The sequence below is a fragment of the Pantoea sp. YR525 genome (genome assembly GCF_900116775.1).
Taxonomy (GTDB): domain Bacteria; phylum Pseudomonadota; class Gammaproteobacteria; order Enterobacterales; family Enterobacteriaceae; genus Pantoea; species Pantoea symbiotica.
Window position 1 is genome coordinate 202,053 of the sequence record NZ_FPBU01000005.1, and the last position, 19,306, is coordinate 221,358.

18 protein-coding genes and 1 other annotated feature are annotated in these 19,306 nt (G+C 54.5%); of the genes, 13 read left to right on the top strand and 5 right to left on the bottom strand.

Going from position 1 to position 19,306, the window contains the following annotated elements:
* Window positions 1–93: 93 nt before the first annotated feature.
* Window positions 94–2,013, top strand: coding sequence for a murein transglycosylase (gene sltY, locus BM323_RS12160; RefSeq protein ID WP_008108697.1), 1,920 nt, complete (start codon window positions 94–96; stop codon window positions 2,011–2,013).
* A 44-nt stretch (window positions 2,014–2,057) separates the two neighbouring features.
* Complete coding sequence (gene trpR, locus BM323_RS12165) at window positions 2,058–2,381, top strand: trp operon repressor (RefSeq protein WP_008108696.1); 324 nt, start codon at window positions 2,058–2,060, stop codon at window positions 2,379–2,381.
* On the opposite strand, the gene yjjX is transcribed toward trpR, so the two are convergent.
* Window positions 2,378–2,899 carry an inosine/xanthosine triphosphatase gene (yjjX, locus tag BM323_RS12170; protein ID WP_008108694.1) on the bottom strand — a complete coding sequence of 174 codons (522 nt, stop codon included), beginning with the start codon at window positions 2,897–2,899 and terminating at the stop codon, window positions 2,378–2,380. The two genes, trpR and yjjX, sit on opposite strands and share 4 nt — an antisense overlap.
* Before the next feature lie 51 nt (window positions 2,900–2,950).
* Between yjjX and gpmB the strand changes: the two genes are divergently transcribed.
* Window positions 2,951–3,598, top strand: a complete 648-nt coding sequence (gene gpmB / locus BM323_RS12175) for a 2,3-diphosphoglycerate-dependent phosphoglycerate mutase GpmB (RefSeq protein ID WP_008108692.1) — start codon at window positions 2,951–2,953, stop codon at window positions 3,596–3,598.
* Window positions 3,599–3,694: 96 nt separating this feature from the next.
* On the opposite strand, the gene robA is transcribed toward gpmB, so the two are convergent.
* Window positions 3,695–4,573, bottom strand: a complete 879-nt coding sequence (robA, locus tag BM323_RS12180; protein ID WP_008108690.1) for an MDR efflux pump AcrAB transcriptional activator RobA — start codon at window positions 4,571–4,573, stop codon at window positions 3,695–3,697.
* A gap of 194 nt (window positions 4,574–4,767) precedes the next feature.
* Between robA and creA the strand changes: the two genes are divergently transcribed.
* On the top strand, window positions 4,768–5,241 hold the full coding sequence (gene creA / locus BM323_RS12185; RefSeq protein WP_008108688.1) for a protein CreA: 474 nt from the start codon (window positions 4,768–4,770) through the stop codon (window positions 5,239–5,241).
* 46 nt (window positions 5,242–5,287) lie between these two features.
* On the opposite strand, the gene arcA is transcribed toward creA, so the two are convergent.
* Window positions 5,288–6,004, bottom strand: a complete 717-nt coding sequence (gene arcA / locus BM323_RS12190; RefSeq protein WP_008108686.1) for a two-component system response regulator ArcA — start codon at window positions 6,002–6,004, stop codon at window positions 5,288–5,290.
* A gap of 589 nt (window positions 6,005–6,593) precedes the next feature.
* On the opposite strand from arcA, the gene BM323_RS12195 reads away from it, so the two are divergent.
* From BM323_RS12195 to thrC, 5 genes are all read left to right on the top strand, one after another.
* Complete coding sequence (locus tag BM323_RS12195) at window positions 6,594–7,298, top strand: tRNA/rRNA methyltransferase (RefSeq protein WP_008108682.1); 705 nt, start codon at window positions 6,594–6,596, stop codon at window positions 7,296–7,298.
* Window positions 7,299–7,487: 189 nt separating this feature from the next.
* Window positions 7,488–7,559 (top strand): thr operon leader peptide, encoded by a 72-nt coding sequence (thrL, locus tag BM323_RS24725; RefSeq protein WP_071531027.1) that lies wholly within the window; start codon window positions 7,488–7,490, stop codon window positions 7,557–7,559.
* Window positions 7,495–7,617 (top strand) — a sequence feature (Thr leader region). It overlaps the preceding gene by 65 nt.
* A gap of 26 nt (window positions 7,618–7,643) precedes the next feature.
* Window positions 7,644–10,106 carry a bifunctional aspartate kinase/homoserine dehydrogenase I gene (gene thrA / locus BM323_RS12205; RefSeq protein WP_008108679.1) on the top strand — a complete coding sequence of 821 codons (2,463 nt, stop codon included), beginning with the start codon at window positions 7,644–7,646 and terminating at the stop codon, window positions 10,104–10,106.
* Between the two features lie 2 nt (window positions 10,107–10,108).
* A complete protein-coding gene (gene thrB, locus BM323_RS12210) occupies window positions 10,109–11,038 on the top strand; it encodes a homoserine kinase (RefSeq protein WP_008108677.1) in 930 nt (309 codons plus the stop codon).
* 3 nt (window positions 11,039–11,041) lie between these two features.
* Window positions 11,042–12,325, top strand: coding sequence for a threonine synthase (gene thrC, locus BM323_RS12215; protein ID WP_008108676.1), 1,284 nt, complete (start codon window positions 11,042–11,044; stop codon window positions 12,323–12,325).
* A 54-nt stretch (window positions 12,326–12,379) separates the two neighbouring features.
* Here the strand turns inward: thrC and yaaA are convergent, their stop codons facing one another.
* Window positions 12,380–13,156 (bottom strand): peroxide stress protein YaaA, encoded by a 777-nt coding sequence (yaaA, locus tag BM323_RS12220; protein ID WP_091003763.1) that lies wholly within the window; start codon window positions 13,154–13,156, stop codon window positions 12,380–12,382.
* A 213-nt stretch (window positions 13,157–13,369) separates the two neighbouring features.
* Between yaaA and tal the strand changes: the two genes are divergently transcribed.
* From tal to BM323_RS12235, 3 genes are all read left to right on the top strand, one after another.
* Window positions 13,370–14,323: a transaldolase gene (gene tal / locus BM323_RS12225; RefSeq protein WP_008108671.1), complete on the top strand. Its 954-nt coding sequence runs from the start codon at window positions 13,370–13,372 to the stop codon at window positions 14,321–14,323.
* Between the two features lie 119 nt (window positions 14,324–14,442).
* Window positions 14,443–15,030 carry a molybdopterin adenylyltransferase gene (mog, locus tag BM323_RS12230; protein ID WP_036649583.1) on the top strand — a complete coding sequence of 196 codons (588 nt, stop codon included), beginning with the start codon at window positions 14,443–14,445 and terminating at the stop codon, window positions 15,028–15,030.
* Window positions 15,031–15,140: 110 nt separating this feature from the next.
* Complete coding sequence (locus BM323_RS12235) at window positions 15,141–16,451, top strand: MFS transporter (RefSeq protein ID WP_008108668.1); 1,311 nt, start codon at window positions 15,141–15,143, stop codon at window positions 16,449–16,451.
* Between the two features lie 39 nt (window positions 16,452–16,490).
* Here BM323_RS12235 and satP read toward each other — a convergent pair whose 3' ends face one another.
* Window positions 16,491–17,051 (bottom strand): acetate uptake transporter, encoded by a 561-nt coding sequence (satP, locus tag BM323_RS12240; protein ID WP_008108667.1) that lies wholly within the window; start codon window positions 17,049–17,051, stop codon window positions 16,491–16,493.
* Window positions 17,052–17,351: 300 nt separating this feature from the next.
* Between satP and dnaK the strand changes: the two genes are divergently transcribed.
* A complete protein-coding gene (gene dnaK, locus BM323_RS12245; protein ID WP_008108665.1) occupies window positions 17,352–19,256 on the top strand; it encodes a molecular chaperone DnaK in 1,905 nt (634 codons plus the stop codon).
* The last annotated feature ends 50 nt before the right edge of the window (window positions 19,257–19,306 follow it).

A 19,306-nucleotide genomic window follows, 5' to 3' on the forward strand; every position in this document is an offset into this window, starting at 1 on the left:
AATTTTGTGAAGAACATGGCAAGAGACGGTTGGCCTGGTTAGCATGAAGGATGTCTGGCATGAGCTGGATCGCAGCACTGAGAGGAGAGCGTAATGGAGAAGTGGCGTTACTGGATGCTAGGGATCTGTCTGGTCAGCACGGCCAGCAGCGTATGGGCCGATTCGCTGGATCAGCAGCGACAGCGCTATGCGCAAATCAAGCAAGCCTGGGATAACAAACAGATGGACCAGGTGACGCAGCTGATGCCGACGCTGCAGGATTATCCGCTCTACCCGTATCTGCAATATCGCCTGCTGGCGCAAGATCTCGATCAAGAGACGCCGCTGGCGGTGAAGAACTTTATTCAACAATATCCCACGCTGCCACCGGCGCGCTCGCTCTCAACGCGCTTTGTGAATGTGCTGGCGAACCGCCAGGATTGGCAGGGTGTGCTCAGCTTCAGCCCGGATGAACCCAAGCCGGTGCAGGCGCGCTGTAACTGGTATTACGCCAAGTGGGCCACTGGCCAGCAGCAGGCGGCATTTGCCGGTGCGAAAGAGATTTGGCTGCGCGGCACCGCGTTGCCGAACGACTGCGACAAACTGTTCTCGGTATGGCAGGCCAGCGGGCAACTTTCGCCGATTACCATCCTCGAGCGCATCCGTCTGGCGATGAAAGCCGGTAACGACAGCCTGGTGAATTACCTGGCGAAAATGCTGCCGGCGGATTATCAAACCACCGCCAGCGCGCTGATTGCGCTGCAGCAGAATCCGCAAACCGTCACCAGCTTTGCCAGCACCATGGGGCCCACCGATTTCACCCGCATGGCGACCAGCTACGCCTTCGCCCGCGTGGCGCGTGAGGACATGGATAACGCGCGCATGATGATCCCGCAGTTGGTGCAGGCGCAGAAGATGAGCCAGGCCGATGAGCAGGATCTAAAAGAGACCGTGGTGTGGCGCATGATGGGCGCGGATCTCACCAGCGAGCAGGCGCGCTGGCGTGATGCGGTGGTGATGAACAGCGAATCCACCGCGCTGGTGGAGCGCCGCGTACGGCTGGCGCTGAGCCAGAACGATCGTCGTGGTCTCAATACCTGGATCGCGCGTTTGCCGGTGGAAGCCAAAGAGAAAGATGAGTGGCAATACTGGCAGGCGGATTTGCTGATTTCGCAGGGCCGCAAAGAGGAAGCCAACGATATTCTGCGTAAGCTGATGCAGGCGCGCGGCTTCTATCCGATGGTCGCGGCGCAGCGTTTGGGCGTGGAGTATCCGTTGCAGGTCGATAAGGCACCGGCAGCTGACAGCAGCGTGACGCAAGGTGCGGAAATGGCGCGCGTGCGTGAGCTGATGTATTGGGGATTGGATAACCTGGCGCGCAGTGAATGGGCCAATCTGATCTCCAGTAAAACCCGTTCGCAGCAGCAGATGCTAGCGCGTTACGCCAACGAGCAGGATTGGTGGGATCTCAGCGTGCAGGCCACCATTACTGCAAAAATGTGGGATAGCCTGAAAGAGCGCTTCCCGCTGGCGTGGCAAAACCTTTATCAGCAATACACCAGCGACAAAGGTATTCCGCAGAGTTATGCGATGGCGATTTCGCGTCAGGAGAGCGCGTGGAACCCGAAAGCGCGTTCACCGGTGGGCGCCAGTGGATTAATGCAGGTGATGCCTGGCACGGCAACGCATACCGTGAAGATGTATAACATTCCCGGCTATGTGAACAGCAGCCAGCTGCTGGACCCGCAGACCAATATTCAGATCGGGACGCAGTATCTGGAGTATGTCTATCAGCAGTTTGGTCAGAACCGCATCTTCTCTTCGGCCGCCTATAACGCTGGTCCGGGACGCGTGCGCAGCTGGCAGAAAACCAGCGGCGGTAATCTGGATGCGGTGGCGTTTATCGAAACCATTCCGTTCTCAGAAACGCGTGGCTACGTGAAAAACGTGCTGGCCTACGATGCCTATTACCGCTACTTCATGGGCAAGCCAGACAAGATTCTCGCCGACAGTGAGTGGAATCGCCAGTATTGACTGTGCTATGCTTCCGTACTCGTTAATGAGTACGGAAGCCCTTCATGAGCCAACCCCTTTCTTCCCAGCCGGAATCGGCTCAGCCTGTTGAAGATAACTGGCTGCGTTTTATCGAACTGATGCAAAACGCTTTTGCCGATGGCGTGGCGCTGCCGTTATTACAACTGATGATGACGCCGGATGAACGTGAATCCTACGGGACGCGTTTGCGCATTATTGAAGAGTTGATGAGCGGCGAGATGAGCCAGCGTGAACTGAAGAATGAGTTGGGCGTGGGCATCGCCACCATTACGCGTGGCTCTAACAGCCTGAAAGAGGCGCCGCCAGAGCTAAAACGCTGGCTGGAAGCGCGTCTTGGCCGCGATTAACGCTGGCTGTACAGAGGATGCGTGAACGGACACAGCGCCAGAATCAACGCCTGATGATAGACGCTGGAGCGGCTCAGCAGGCCGTGGGTTAAGGCTCCAATCGCGCCGCCTTTGTGTTTGATATTTTCCACGCCGGTTAAGCGTGCCATCTCATCACCCAATTCATGCCCGGCAGCTAAGCCTGCCACGACGATCGGCGGCAGCGTAAAGCTGGCTGAACGTGATTCACCGCGCTGCTGCGCGTTTTCAATCACCATCCACGCAAAGGCGCAATCGCCTTCAATGCCCGCTTCAATTGCCACCCAGTAATCGGCCTGTGGACGCGCCTGACGTGCGTTCTCTACCCGCTGGCGTGCGCCAGTTCGCGTTTCAACATCACTAAGTGGCTGGGCTGCGACGCCGCTCTCGACCTCAACCCCTTCGATGTGGCAGGATCCTTCGCCGAAAACGTCGTTGAACGCCTGAGCAATCGCGCGAATTTTTGCCGGGTTGATGGTGGCTGCGACAACATGGTACATAATTGTTTGAACCCTCGAGGCAAATTTGTCGCAGTATAACGGAAATTAAGCATGCTACAGGTCTATCTTGTTCGTCACGGTGAAACGGTATGGAATGCGGCCCGACGCATTCAGGGGCAGTCTGACAGCCCGTTAACGGAAAAAGGTGAGCAGCAGGCACATCAGGTGGGCGAGCGGGTGAAATCGCTGGGCATTACTCACGTGATTGCCAGCGATTTGGGACGTACGCGTCGTACGGCAGAGATTATCGCCGACGCGTGTGGCTGCACCGTTACGCTCGATGCGCGTTTGCGTGAGCTGAATATGGGCTGCCTGGAACAACGTCCACTCGATGGCTTAACCGAAGAAGAGGAAAACTGGCGTAAAACGCTGGTGGATGGCACCACGGCGGGGCGTATTCCGGGTGGTGAATCGATGGCGGAAATGGCCGCGCGTATGCACGAAGCGCTGAATGCGCTGCTCGAGCTGCCTACAGGTAGCCGTCCGCTGATTGTCAGCCACGGTATGGCGCTGGGCGTGCTGGTTAGCACCATTCTCGGTTTGCCTGCGCATGCGGAGCGTCGTTTGCGTCTGCGTAACTGCTCGATTTCACGCGTGGATCATCAGCAGAGCGCGTGGCTGGCGGCCGGTTGGGTGGTTGAGACGGCGGGCGATGTGTCGCATCTGGATGCGCCTGCGCTGGATGAGTTGCAGCGTTGATCCGACGTAGTAAATAAAGAGGTCGCCATGAATGGCGACCCTACGAAATCGTGCAGTTCTGCGCTAAGGTCGCCATGAATGGCGACCCTACGACGATTAATGGTTTTGTGGGCGAATCGGAATCAGGTATTCGCAGCGGATTTCCGTTGGCGGCTCGCTACGCTTCTTACCACCGTGCGTGAAGAAACGCTCGATATCCTGTCCCTGACGACGCACTAATCCCAGCGTCGGCATGCAGGTGCCGTACAGCAGCAGTATGAACTCACCCAGCGCGCTGCGCGCACCGTTGTAGGTGAACTGCACGTAATCTCCTGCTTCCAGCACTACGCTCTGATTCGACTGCATGCTTTTTGCCAGCTGATCGGCGGGCACCGCAGTCGTGTAGAGAATCTCCTGCTCATCATCCTTTTCATGGCTGGCACGCACCTGATGCAGGCCGTACAGCACCGGCGGCACCGTGTCGGTTTCCAGCAGGAACTGCTTCCAGAAATGCATGCGCATCTCATCACGGTAGCTGGAAATCTGCTCCAGCGTGCAGGAGTAACTCTGCGTTTGGCCGACCAGCACCGTTTCAGGCAGCGTAACAAACTGCGCTTCCGGAATGCTGTTATCGTCGAGACGAATCGGTGGGCGAATGCCAAACGAGTTCCATTCCGACGAGCGACGATACCAGGCAGGCGTTTGGTTGAACTGCTTTTTAAACGCACGGGTAAACGTCTGCTGCGAATCGAAGCGATATTGTAAAGCGATGTCGAGGATGGGGCGGCTGGTCAGGCGTAGTGCCACCGCGGCTTTCGACAGCCGACGCGCGCGAATATACGCACCAATCGCGTGGCTGGTTACTTCCTTGAACATCCGCTGCAGATGCCACTTGGAATAGCCTGCTTTCTGCGCAACGTTATCTAATGAAAGCGGTTGATCCAGATGGCTCTCCAGCCAGACAAGCAAATCGCGAATGATACCGGCTTGGTCCATAAAACATCCTCATAACTCTCTGGTGGCGCAACTATGAAGTCGTCGAATAATAGCACGAAATGCACAAAAGCGTGGGGGCGGTTTGCTAATCGAGTGTGCTAAGTCAATGCGGGTTAAAACCCGTTTAGGTTTGGTTCTGTGTTCGATTGACAGTACATTACATTCTCATCTATTCGATTGGCAATGGTAACTCAATGACAATAGCTCGTATTCTTATAATCACGTTGGCAACATATGTATTCAGTGCTGGCGTCCAGGCCGAAGAGATCGGCTCAGTAGACACGGTATTCAAGATGTTTGGCCCCGATCATAAGATCGTGGTGGAAGCCTTCGATGACCCGGACGTAAAAAATGTAACCTGTTATATCAGCCGGGCAAAAACCGGCGGGATCAAAGGCGGATTGGGTTTGGCGGAAGATACGTCCGACTCGGCCATTTCCTGCCAACAGGTTGGGCCGGTAGAGCTTAGCGATAAAATCGCACAAGGCAAGGCGCAAGGTGAAGTGGTGTTCAGGAAACGCACATCGCTGGTGTTCAAGAAGCTGCAGGTGGTGCGCTTCTTTGACCAGAAACGCCATGCGCTGGTGTACCTAAGCTATTCCGACAAGGTGGTGGATGGATCGCCGAAGAATGCGCTGAGCGCCGTGCCGATTATGCCGTGGCATTAATACAGACATAAAAAAACGCCCTGACGGGCGTTTTTTCTTTCAACTCTTAATCCTGCAATTCGCCGCAGAAGCGGTAACCTTCACCGTGAATAGTGGCGATGATTTCAGGCGTGTCTGGCGTGGATTCGAAATGCTTACGGATGCGGCGGATGGTGACATCCACGGTACGGTCATGCGGCTTCAGCTCGCGGCCGGTCATCTTCTTCAGCAAGTCACCACGCGTTTGAATTTTGCCTGGATTCTCACAGAAGTGCAGCATGGCGCGGAATTCACTGCGCGGCAGCTTATACTGGTCGCCGTTCGGGCTGATCAGTGAGCGGCTGTTGATATCCAGCTCCCAGCCATTAAAGCGGTAGCTTTCAACGGTACGGCGCTCTTCGCTTGGCATCGCCAGATTCATGGTACGCGACAGCAAGTTGCGTGCACGAATCGTCAACTCACGCGGGTTGAACGGTTTGGTGATGTAATCATCGGCACCGATTTCCAGACCGAGGATTTTATCCACTTCATTATCACGGCCGGTCAGGAACATCAGCGCGACGTTTGCTTGCTCACGCAGTTCGCGTGCCAGCAGCAAACCGTTTTTACCTGGCAGGTTGATATCCATAATCACCAGGTTGACGTCATTTTCCGTCAAAACCTGATGCATCTCGGCGCCGTCGGTGGCTTCATAGACCACGTAACCTTCTGCCTCAAAGATACTTTTGAGGGTGTTACGCGTGACCAGTTCGTCTTCAACGATAAGAATGTGCGGGGTCTGCATGTTTCGCTACCTAAAATTTGCCAACAAATCGAAAACAGGGCGTACGTCGGTTACGCAATTTTGCTGCAACCGGTATACGAAATAATCTTCGGAATACACCATCCATCTACGTCAACTTCAGTGTTAGCTCAGCCAGTCAGGATGGATATTTGCACGCCCCGAGGATATCGGACAGGCGCTCATCCTAACCGTATTAACAGCAACCTAACAGCACCAACAACAACCGATAAGCATAAAAACAACGCTTCGTTGACTTATATCAAATGCAAGTGTAGCACGTTAACACTTTTATGAAAAACTTCTCCAGGATTGCTAGTTTAGCTCACAAAATGCAGCATTTTTGCTACATTTATCCCTTATGCAACCAAAACTAAAACACGCAGGAAATTATATTTCAATGATATGAAAGAAAAGGGTTTTATATTAAATAGGTCATATAATTTTGCTTATGCCTGCTAATTTCCACTACAGCTGGATTTATCCCTCTTTTAACATCATTAACATCTTATTCTCTCTGCTAGCCGCAGTTGGTATTTTCTCTCCTGCATGCCAACATAATGCGAGTTGTTAACAGTTCGATGGAAAAATCATGCATTTCCCCTTAATCCTTGTCTCTCCCGCCCGTCCAGAAAATATCGGTGCGGCTGCCCGCGCCATGAAAACCATGGGTTTTAGCGAGCTGCGCATTGTCGCCAGCGATGCCTGGCAAGATCCGGCAGCACGCCGCGTGGCGCACGGCGCCGGTGAGATCCTCGATAACGTCAAAACCTACGCCACGCTCAGTGAGGCGCTAAAGGATGTCGATTTTTCCGTGGCGACCACCGCGCGCAGCCGTGCGAAGTTCCGCTATTACGCCACGCCTGCGCAGGTTGAAAACATCCTGCAGGAGAAGCGCCAATGGCTGAGCCGCATCGCGCTGGTGTTTGGCCGTGAAGACAGCGGTTTAACCAATGAGGAGCTGGAGCAGGTTGATCTGTTGACCGGCATCCCGATGGCCAATGATTATCCGTCGCTGAATCTCGGTCAGGCGGTGATGGTATATTGCTATCAACTGTCAGCGCTCAATCAGATTGCAGCTGAGACCGCGGAAGTGGCGAATGAGCTGCAGTTGCAGGCATTGCGCCAGCGCTTCCACCAGTTGCTGGTTAAGCTGGATGTCAGCGATGACGTCAAAATGGCCGACTGGATCGATCAGCGTATTGGCCTGCTGGAACAGCGTGACAGCGCCATGCTGCATCGCTTGTTACATGACGTAGAAAAAAAACTTATAGATAATTGCTCGGATAAATCCTGAGTTGCTAGTGACTGATGCGGGAATCCGCCGCATCTCCTGAACGATCGCAATAATTTTTGCTTCATCAAGCGCAGCACTGCGCAGCGCCAGGGATGGCGCGGCTAAGACAAATTCGTTGACTTAACGTGCGCTTTGCTTTACTTCTGGAAGGCAGACGGACAAGACAAAGACAGACAGAAAAAAATCTAAATGCGTAAACTCAGCCTGAACACCACAATTATTATTACCACCACCATTACCACAGGTAACGGTGCGGGCTGACGCATACAGGAAAAACAAAGAAAAAAGCCCGCACCTAAACAGTGCGGGCTTTTTTTTCGGCAAAAATTCAGGAGAGCTTTAACTATGCGAGTGCTGAAATTCGGCGGAACCTCAGTAGCCAATGCGGAACGTTTTCTCCGTGTGGCGGACATTCTGGAAAGCAATGCACAACAGGGACAGGTTGCGACCGTACTCTCTGCACCAGCAAAAATTACCAATCATCTGGTGGCGATGATTGAGAAAACCATCAGCGGCCTCGACACCTTGCCGAATATCAGTGATGCCGAACGTATTTTTGCCGACCTGCTGCAAGGCTTGCGTGACGCGCAGCCGGGCTTTGATTATGACGGACTGAAAACCCGCGTTGAGCTGGAGTTTGCGCAGCTGAAACAGGTGCTGCACGGCATCAGCCTGCTGGGCCAATGCCCGGACGCCGTTAATGCCGCCATCATCTGCCGTGGCGAGAAGCTATCGATTGCGATTATGGAAGCGTTGCTGCAGGCGCGCGGCCATAAAGTCACCGTGATCGATCCTGTGGAGAAGCTGCTGGCGATTGGTCATTACCTCGAATCCACCGTTGATATCGCCGAATCCACGCGCCGCATCGCCGCCAGCCAGATCCCAGCCGATCACTTTATCCTGATGGCCGGTTTCACCGCCGGTAACGAGAAGGGCGAACTGGTGGTGCTGGGCCGTAACGGCTCTGATTACTCCGCTGCGGTGTTGGCTGCGTGTTTGCGCGCTGACTGTTGTGAAATCTGGACCGATGTTGACGGCGTTTATACCTGCGACCCGCGTCAGGTACCCGATGCGCGCTTACTGAAATCGATGTCATATCAGGAAGCGATGGAGCTCTCTTACTTTGGCGCCAAAGTGCTGCATCCGCGTACCATCGCACCCATCGCCCAGTTCCAGATTCCTTGCCTGATCAAAAACACTGCTAACCCACAAGCGCCGGGCACTTTAATCGGTGGCGAAGGCGAGCTGGATGAAAATCCGGTTAAAGGCATCACCAACCTGAATAACATGGCGATGTTCAACGTGTCGGGTCCGGGCATGAAAGGCATGGTTGGCATGGCGGCGCGCGTTTTCGCGGCGATGTCACGCACCGGCATTTCAGTGGTGCTGATCACCCAATCCTCTTCAGAATACAGCATCAGCTTCTGCGTACCGCAAAGCGAGCAGGCGCGTGCGCGTCGCGTGCTGGAAGAGGAATTCTATCTCGAGTTGAAAGATGGCTTGCTCGATCCGCTGGACGTGCTGGAACAGCTGGCGGTAATTTCCGTAGTTGGCGATGGCATGCGCACGCTGCGCGGTATCTCGGCCAAATTCTTCTCGGCGCTGGCGCGTGCCAATATCAATATCGTGGCGATTGCGCAGGGCTCGTCTGAGCGTTCCATCTCGGTGGTGGTGAGCAACGATGAAGTCACCACCGGCGTGCGGGTGGTGCATCAGATGCTGTTTGCCACCGATCAGGTAATCGAAGTGTTCGTGGTTGGCGTTGGCGGTGTCGGCGCGGCATTGCTGGATCAGCTGCATCGCCAGCAGACATGGCTGAAACAGAAGCATATCGATCTGCGCGTGTGCGGTATCGCTAACTCGCGTGCGCTGTTAACCAACGTACACGGTATCGATCTCAGCAACTGGAAGGCGGAACTGAACGAAGCCAAAGAGCCGTTCAATCTCGGTCGCCTGATGCGTTTGGTGAAGGAATATCATCTGCTGAACCCGGTGATCGTCGATTGTACTTCCAGCCAGGCGGTCGCCGATCAGTATGCCGATTTCCTCGCCGAAGGTTTCCACGTCGTCACGCCGAACAAAAAGGCCAACACCTCATCGTGGAACTACTACCAGCAGATGCGTGCAGCGGCAGCGAAATCGCGTCGTAAGTTCCTTTACGACACCAACGTCGGTGCCGGTTTGCCGGTGATCGAAAACCTGCAAAACCTGATGAACGCCGGTGATGAGCTGATCAAGTTCTCCGGTATTCTCTCTGGCTCGCTCTCCTTTATCTTCGGCAAGCTTGATGAAGGCGTTTCGCTGTCGGAAGCGACCAAAATGGCGCGTGAAATGGGCTTTACCGAGCCAGATCCGCGTGACGATCTTTCTGGTACCGATGTGGCGCGTAAGCTGCTGATTCTGGCACGTGAAGCGGGACATCAGCTGGAACTCAGCGATATCGACATCGAACCGCTGCTGCCTGCCAGCCTGACCGAGATCGCCGACGTTGAGCAGTTTATGGAACGTCTGCCGGAACTGGATAACGCCTTTGCCGCGCGCGTTGCCAAAGCGCGTGACGAAGGTAAAGTATTACGCTTCGTCGGCGCGATTGAAGAGGGCGGCGTCTGCAAAGTGAAGATTGATGCGGTGGACGGCAACGATCCACTGTACAAAGTGAAAAACGGTGAGAATGCGCTGGCATTCTACAGCCGCTACTATCAGCCAATCCCGCTGGTTCTGCGTGGATATGGTGCAGGGAATGATGTCACAGCAGCAGGCGTGTTTGCTGACCTGCTGCGTACGCTGTCGTGGAAGTTGGGAGTTTGATGATGGTAAAAATTTATGCACCGGCCTCGATAGGTAACGTCAGCGTCGGCTTTGATGTGCTTGGCGCGGCGGTTTCGCCGGTGGATGGTACCTTGTTGGGTGACTGCGTTTCCGTAGAAGCCGCCGACAGCTTTAGCCTGGTGAACTCCGGGCGCTTTGTCAGCAAACTGCCGACCAATCCGCAAGAGAACATCGTTTATCAGTGCTGGGAGCGTTTTTGCCAGGCGATTGGTAAGCAAGTTCCGGTGGCGATGACGCTGGAAAAGAATATGCCGATCGGTTCCGGGCTCGGCTCAAGCGCCTGTTCGGTGGTTGCCGGTTTGATGGCGATGAACGAATTCTGCGGCAAACCGCTCAACGATACCGAACTGCTGGCGCTGATGGGCGAGCTGGAAGGGCGTATTTCCGGCAGCGTACACTTTGATAACGTTGCGCCGTGCTTCCTTGGCGGCGTGCAGCTGATGATTGAAGAGAACGGCATCATCAGTCAGGACGTGCCGTGCTTTGACGAATGGCTGTGGGTGATGGCGTATCCGGGGATTAAAGTCTCCACCGCCGAAGCGCGCGCCATTCTGCCGGCACAGTACCGTAAAGAGGATGCCATCAAGCACGGTCGCCTGCTGGCGGGCTTTATTCACGCCTGTCATACGCGTCAGCCTGGGCTTGCGGCTAAACTTATGCAGGATGTTATCGCTGAGCCGTATCGCACCAAACTGCTGCCAGGCTTCGCCGATGCGCGTAAAGCGGCGCAGGATATTGGCGCGCTGGCCTGCGGCATTTCGGGTTCCGGCCCGACACTTTTCGCTGTTTGCAACGAGATGGCAACGGCACAGCGGATGGCGGACTGGCTGAGCCAGCACTATCTGCAGAATGAAGAAGGTTTCGTCCACATCTGCCGTCTTGATACGGCTGGCGCACGTAAATTGGGATAACGCATGAAACTCTACAACCTTAAGGATCACAACGAGCAGGTTAGTTTTGCTCAGGCCGTTAAACAGGGCCTCGGCTCGCAGCAAGGGCTGTTTTTCCCGCTCGAACTGCCGGAATTCGAACTGACCGATATCGATGCCATGCTGGAGATGGATTTCGTCAGCCGCAGCAGCAAAATTCTCTCTGCCTATATTGGCGATGAAATTGCCGCGCATCAGCTGGCCGAGCGCGTGAAAAACGCCTTTGCTTTCCCGGCACCAGTGGCGAAGGTCAGCGATGATGTGGCTTGCCTCGAACTGTTCCACGGCCCAACGCTGGCGTTCAAAGACTTCGGCGGCCGCTTTATGGCGCAGATGCTCTCCTATGTGAGTGGTGCGGATGAGCAGATCACCATTCTGACCGCCACGTCCGGCGATACCGGCGCAGCGGTGGCGCATGCCTTCTACGGCATGGAAAACGTGCGCGTGGTGATTCTCTATCCACAGGGCAAAATCAGCCCGCTGCAGGAGAAACTGTTCTGTACGCTGGGCGGCAACATCGAAACCATCGCGGTTGAAGGCGATTTCGATGCGTGTCAGGCACTGGTGAAACAGGCGTTTGATGATGAAGAGCTGAAGAAGGCGATTGGCCTGAACTCGGCGAACTCCATCAACATCAGCCGTCTGCTGGCGCAGATTTGCTACTACTTCGAAGCGGTAGCGCAGCTGCCACAAGAGAAGCGCAATCAGCTGGTGGTGTCGGTGCCGAGCGGAAACTTCGGTGACTTAACGGCTGGCCTGCTGGCGAAATCATTGGGTCTGCCAATCAAGCGTTTTATCGCTGCGACCAACGCGAACGATACCGTGCCACGCTTCCTCGGCAACGGTGCATGGCAGCCAAACGCCACGGTTGCAACGCTGTCGAACGCCATGGATGTCAGCCAGCCAAATAACTGGCCGCGCGTGGAAGAGCTGTTCCGCCGCAAAACCTGGCGTTTGACCGATCTGGCGTACGGCGCTGTAACGGATGAAACCACCAAATCCACCATGCGCGAGCTGGCTGAGATTGGCTACATCTCTGAACCGCATGCGGCGATTGCTTATCGACTGCTGCGCGACAACCTGCAGGAGGGCGAATATGGCCTGTTCCTCGGGACTGCGCATCCGGCGAAGTTCAAAGAGAGCGTGGACGAGATTTTAGGTCAGGATCTGCCGCTGCCGAAAGAGCTGGCCGAGCGCGCCGACTTGCCGCTGCTGTCGCACAACCTGAAAGGCGATTTCGCTGAACTGCGCGCGTTTTTGTTGAAGTAATGTAGGGTCGCCATTCATGGCGACCTCGATCAAGCCGCCATCATGGCGGCTTGCTTATTTCTGTTCGCGGCGCTTAAACACCAGCTCATTATCTTTGCTTTCTGCCGCGTCAAAGAAATACCCATCCACATCGAACTTCTTCAGCTGCGCTGGCTTGGTCAGGCGGTTCTGAATCACATAGCGGCTCATCAATCCTCGCGCTTTCTTGGCGTAGAAGCTAATCACTTTGAACTTGCCGTTCTTCTCATCAAGGAACACCGGTTTAATCAGCTGCGCATTGAGCTTCTTCGGCTTGATGGCTTTGAAATACTCATCGGATGCCAGATTGATCAGCACATCGTCGCCTTGCTCAGCAATCGCTTCGTTTAACTTCTCGGTCAGCAAATCGCCCCAGAAGCCGTAGAGATCTTTAGCGGCCGGATTCGCCAGTTTAATGCCCATCTCCAGACGATAAGGTTGCATCAAATCGAGCGGACGCAGCAGACCGTATAACCCGGATAACATGCGCAGGTGCTGCTGGGCAAAATCGAAATCGTTGTCGCTAAAGGTTTCGGCCTGCAAACCGGTATACACATCGCCTTTAAACGCCAGAATCGCCTGACGCGCGTTCTCCAGCGAGAAGGGCGGCTGCCATTGGTTAAAACGATCGGCATTCAGGTGCGCCAGCTTGTCGCTGATGCCCATCAGTGAACTGATCTGTGACGGTGAAAGATCGCGCGCAACGTCAATTAATTGGTGTGATTTTTCTAACAGCGCCGGTTGGGTAAAACGTTGTGTCGCCAGCGGGCTTTCATAGTCCAGTGTCTTCGCTGGCGAGATAACCATCAGCATCGTGTACGTCCTCTTTGACCCGCAGGTTTATCAGGGAATTGAAGGGAAAAATGTCGCAAGGAGTGTAGCAAAAAAGCGGCATGGATCGGCAAATCGCTCCCATTTGTTAGCGCTATCGTAAAGGGCACTTCGTGGTGTTGCGCCGTCACTTGTGCGTGATATTATCGCAACAGCCTTTTACACCCTGACAGTCAACCTAAGAGAAAGAGAACCATGACGGACAAACTTACTTCCTTGCGTCAGCTGACTACTGTGGTCGCCGACACCGGTGATATCGCGGCAATGAAGCTTTACCAGCCGCAAGATGCGACCACCAACCCTTCTTTGATTCTCAACGCCGCTCAAATCCCTGAATACCGCAAACTGATTGACGAAGCCATTACCTGGGCGCGTCAGCAGAGCAGCAATAAAGAAGAACAACTGGCGCTGGTATCTGACAAGCTGGCCGTCAACATTGGTCTGGAAATTCTCAAACTGATCCCAGGTCGCATCTCGACTGAAGTGGATGCGCGTCTCTCCTACGACACTGAAGCGAGCATCGCTAAAGCGCGTAGCCTGATCAAATTGTACAACGATGCCGGCATCAGCAATGACCGTATCCTGATCAAACTGGCTTCGACCTGGCAGGGCATCTGTGCTGCTGAGCAGCTGGAAAAAGAAGGCATCAACTGTAACCTGACGCTGCTGTTCTCCTTCGCGCAGGCGCGTGCGTGTGCCGAAGCCGGCGTGTTCCTGATCTCTCCATTCGTTGGCCGTATCCTCGACTGGTACAAGCAGAACACCGATAAAAAAGAGTACGCAGCACACGAAGATCCAGGCGTGGTGTCTGTGGCTGAAATCTACAACTACTACAAGCAACACGGTTATGAAACCGTGGTGATGGGCGCGAGCTTCCGTAACGTTGGCGAAATCATTGAGCTGGCGGGCTGCGATCGTCTGACCATTTCTCCGGGCCTGCTGAAAGAGCTGGCTGAGAGCGAAGGTACCGTTGAGCGTAAACTGAGCTACACCGGCGAAGTGAAAGCGCGTCCAGCGAAGATGACCGAAGCTGAGTTCTTCTGGCAGCACAACCAGGATCCAATGGCCGTTACCAAACTGGCTGAAGGTATCCGCAACTTTGCCATTGATCAGGGCAAACTTGAGAAGATGATCGCCGAACTGCTGTAAGGTGCCAGGCCGTGGCGGCGACATGCTGCCACGGTTTTACGTTTTTCCCCCGCTTCCTGTATTATCCTTTTACTTCCCACGTCATTTGCTGCCTTGCAGCCAACCACAGCGATAACTCTATGGATACTTTACGAATTGGATTAATTTCCGTTTCCGATCGTGCTGCTAACGGCATCTATCAGGATCAGGGCATTCCGGCGTTAGAGAGCTGGCTCGCCGCCGCGCTGGCTACGCCGTTTGAAATCGAAACGCGTTTAGTGCCGGATGAACAACCCATGATTGAGCAGGCGATCTGCGAGCTGGTCGATGAGCTGTTCTGTAACCTGGTGCTCACCACTGGTGGTACCGGACCGGCGCGACGTGATGTGACGCCGGATGCCACGCTGGCGGTCGCCGACCGTGAAATGCCGGGCTTCGGCGAGCAGATGCGTCAAATCAGCCTGCAATTTGTGCCGACCGCCATTTTGTCGCGTCAGGTTGGCGTGATTCGTAAGCAGTCGCTGATCCTTAATCTGCCGGGACAGCCGAAATCAATTAAAGAGACGCTGGAAGGGCTGAAAGCGGAAGATGGAACGGTGAAAGTGCCAGGGATTTTTGCCGCTGTACCTTATTGTTTACAGCTGCTGGAAGGGCCTTATGTGGAAACACATAACGATGTGGTAGCAGCTTTTCGCCCGAAAAGCGCCCGTCGTGAGACAAATGACTAAAAATCGGCGTTTTCAGGCATAAAATCCAGCGGCACTGGTGTGGCAAAATATTGACGGTATAGTAATCCAATCTTTACATAATTTGTTTTGCCTCTGGATACCGCTGGATTATGGATACGCACGCAACGCGTCGACTCAATGGGCAGGATTACAAAACCCTGTCGCTGGCCGCCCTTGGTGGGGCGCTGGAATTCTACGACTTCATTATCTTCATCTTCTTTGCCGCTGTGATCGGAGAGCTGTTCTTCCCGCCTGACATCCCTGAATGGCTGCGTCAGGTGCAGACCTTCGCCATCTTTGCTGCCGGTTATCTGGCGCGTCCGTTGGGCGGCATCATCATGGCGCACTTTGGTGACAAAGTAGGGCGTAAGAAGATGTTCAGCCTCAGTATTCTGCTGATGGCGCTGCCGACGTTAGCAATGGGTGCATTGCCCACTTATGCCAGCATCGGCATCGCTGCACCGTTGTTGATGCTGCTGATGCGCGTGCTGCAAGGCGCGGCTATTGGCGGTGAAGTGCCAGGCGCGTGGGTGTTTGTCGCCGAACATGTGCCCGAAAAACGCATCGGTTTTGCCTGTGGCACGCTGACGGCGGGCTTAACCGCCGGCATTCTGCTCGGTTCACTGGTGGCAACGGTGCTGAACACCACGCTATCGCCTGCTGCGATTCGCGATCACGGCTGGCGCATTCCTTTCTTCCTCGGCGGGGTGTTTGGCCTGCTGGCGATGTATCTGCGTCGCTGGCTGCATGAAACGCCGGTGTTCCAGCAGATGCAGCAGCGCAAAGCGCTGGCAGAAAAAATGCCGCTGCAAACCATCCTCGCCAGTCATAAGCGCGGCATTGTGATTTCGATGCTGCTCACCTGGCTGCTGTCAGCCTGCATCGTGGTGGTGATTTTGATGGCGCCAACGCTGATGCAGAAACAGCACGGCATTCCGGCAGCGCTCAGTCTGCAAGCCAACAGCTTCGCCACCATTATGCTGCTGCTGGGTTGCGTTATCGCCGGATGGCTGGTAGATCGCTTCGGCGCGGCGCGTTCGCTGATGGTCGGCTCATTATTGCTGGCGATCGGCAGCTGGAACTTCTTCCATCAACTGGGCAGCACGCCGGAAATGCTGTTTGTCTGGTATGGCTTAGCGGGACTGAGCGTTGGCGTGGTGGGCGTGGTGCCGTTTGTGATGGTGCGCGCGTTCCCAGCGGCGGTGCGCTTTACCGGCATCTCGTTCTCTTACAATGTTGCTTACGCGATTTTTGGTGGCCTGACGCCAATTAGCGTGACGCTGATGATGAGCCTGACGCCAATGGCACCGGCCTGGTATGTGCTGGCGCTGGCGGTGATTGGCTTTATGGTGGGCATTTGGCTGTGGCGCGATAGCCGTCAGCAGCATGCGCAGTTGGATATGTCGCTGCACTCGTCATAAGGCAAAAAGCGGAGCCAAACAGCTCCGCTTTTTCTTTTCTTACTCGCCAATCGGCAATACCGTGCGGCCAAATTTCTCGTTCAGCACTTCGCCCATCGCCAGATAGAACGCGCTCGATCCGCAAATAATGCCAATCCAGCCAGCAAAGCGCAGCAGCCCCGCGTTATCGGTCAGATGGCCGATGGCCAGCAGCGCAAACAGCAGCGTCAGACTGGCGAAGATGAACTGCAGCATTTTCGGCGACTTCAGCGTGCCGAAGAACAGGAACGCGGTGAACACGCCCCACAGCGCGAGATAGGCGCCAAGGAAGTGGCCGTCGGCCGCTTCTGCCAGCCCCAGTTTCGGCAGCAGCAGAATCGCCACCAACGTTAACCAGAAGCTGCCGTAAGAGGTAAAGGCGGTCAGCCCGAAGGTGTTGCCTTTCTTATACTCCAGCAGCCCGGCAAAAATTTGCGCGATGCCGCCGTAGAAAATACCCATCGCAAGGATGATCACATCCATCGCAAACAGGCCAGTGTTGTGTAAGTTGAGCAGGATGGTGGTCATACCGAATCCCATCAGGCCCAACGGGGCGGGATTCGCCAGCGTGGTATTGCTCATAATTCCTCAGAAGCAGCGTTGAAGATGTTGTAAGTGTTTTACCCCCGCGCAAACCGCTGGTGGCGCGAGGCGCTGCATAATAAGCGGCCTCTTTTTGGCCAACTTTGATCTGAATCGACCAGAGAATGAAATTTTTTTTAGTTTTAACCCTTGATGCGCATCGAACCGGCCCCATTTACTTGTCATCGAGCGTTGTGAGGCAGCAAAAAAAGCCTGCTTCAGCAGTTGAAAGTGGTCAGTTTGACCGCATCTCTGTTTCACAACCCTAATTGGCAAAGAATTTAAGTGGGAGATGTTTAGATGGGTAAGATTATTGGTATTGACTTGGGTACAACCAACTCATGTGTTGCAGTTATGGATGGTGGTAAAGCACGCGTGCTGGAAAACGCCGAAGGCGACCGCACCACGCCGTCGATTATTGCGTATGCACAGGATGGCGAAACTCTGGTTGGTTCACCGGCTAAACGTCAGTCTGTGACCAACCCGCAGAATACCCTGTTTGCGATCAAGCGCCTGATTGGCCGTCGCTTCCAGGACGAAGAAGTACAGCGTGATATTAAAATCATGCCTTACAAAATCATCGGCGCGGATAACGGCGACGCATGGATTGATGTGAAGGGCCAAAAAATGGCACCGCCGCAGATCTCTGCTGAAGTGCTGAAAAAGATGAAGAAAACCGCGGAAGATTTCCTCGGTGAAGCTGTAACTGAAGCGGTTATTACCGTTCCAGCTTACTTCAACGATGCGCAGCGTCAGGCGACCAAAGACGCCGGCCGTATCGCGGGTCTGGAAGTAAAACGTATCATCAACGAACCAACCGCAGCAGCACTGGCTTACGGTCTGGATAAAGGTCAGGGCAACCGCACCATCGCGGTATACGACCTGGGCGGCGGTACTTTCGATATCTCAATCATTGAGATCGACGAAGTTGATGGCGAGAAAACCTTTGAAGTTCTGGCAACCAACGGTGATACCCACCTGGGTGGTGAAGACTTCGATAGCCGTCTGATTAACTATCTGGTGGCCGAATTTAAGAAAGATCAGGGCATCGATCTGCACAACGATCCGCTGGCAATGCAGCGTCTGAAAGAAGCGGCAGAGAAAGCCAAAATCGAGCTCTCTTCAGCGCAGCAGACCGACGTTAACCTGCCGTACATCACGGCGGATGCGACAGGTCCTAAGCACCTGAACATCAAAGTAACGCGTGCGAAGCTGGAATCTCTGGTTGAAGATTTGGTATCTCGCTCAATCGAGCCGCTGAAAGTGGCTCTGCAGGATGCGGGTCTGTCTGTTTCAGACATCAACGACGTCATCTTGGTGGGCGGTCAAACGCGTATGCCAATGGTTCAGGCCAAAGTGACTGAGTTCTTCGGCAAAGAGCCACGTAAAGACGTGAACCCGGATGAAGCGGTAGCCGTTGGTGCTGCGGTTCAGGGCGGTGTGTTGGCAGGTGAAGTGAAAGACGTTCTGCTGCTGGACGTTACCCCGCTGTCGCTGGGTATCGAAACCATGGGCGGCGTGATGACTTCGCTGATCAGCAAGAACACCACCATCCCAACTAAGCACAGCCAGGTGTTCTCGACTGCTGAAGATAACCAGTCTGCCGTGACCATTCACGTGCTGCAGGGTGAGCGTAAGCGTTCAGGCGATAACAAATCACTGGGCCAGTTCAACCTCGACGGTATTCAGTCTGCACCGCGCGGCATGCCGCAGATCGAAGTGACCTTCGATATCGATGCGGATGGTATCCTGCACGTGTCGGCGAAAGACAAAAACAGCGGTAAAGAGCAGAAGATCACCATCAAGGCGTCTTCTGGTCTGAACGAAGAAGAGATCGAAAAAATGGTGCGTGACGCGGAAGCGAACGCCGAGTCTGACCGTAAGTTCGAAGAGCTGGTTCAGACCCGTAACCAGGGCGATCAGATTTCGCACAGCACCCGTAAGCAATTGGACGAAGCGGGCGACAAACTGTCTGCTGAAGATAAAGCACCAATCGAAGCGGCGTTGACCGAGCTGAACACCGCGCTGAAAGGCGAAGACAAAGCAGACATCGAAGCCAAAATGCAGGCATTGATGGAAGTGTCCAGCAAACTGATGGAGCTGGCACAGCAGCAGGGTCAGGCAGCTGATGCAGGCGATGCAACTGCACAGAAAGATGACGACGTTGTCGACGCTGAGTTCGAAGAAGTTAAAGACAAAAAATAATTGCCCCTGACCGGGCGCGACGGCTGGCCTGACAGCCGTTGAAACCAGCA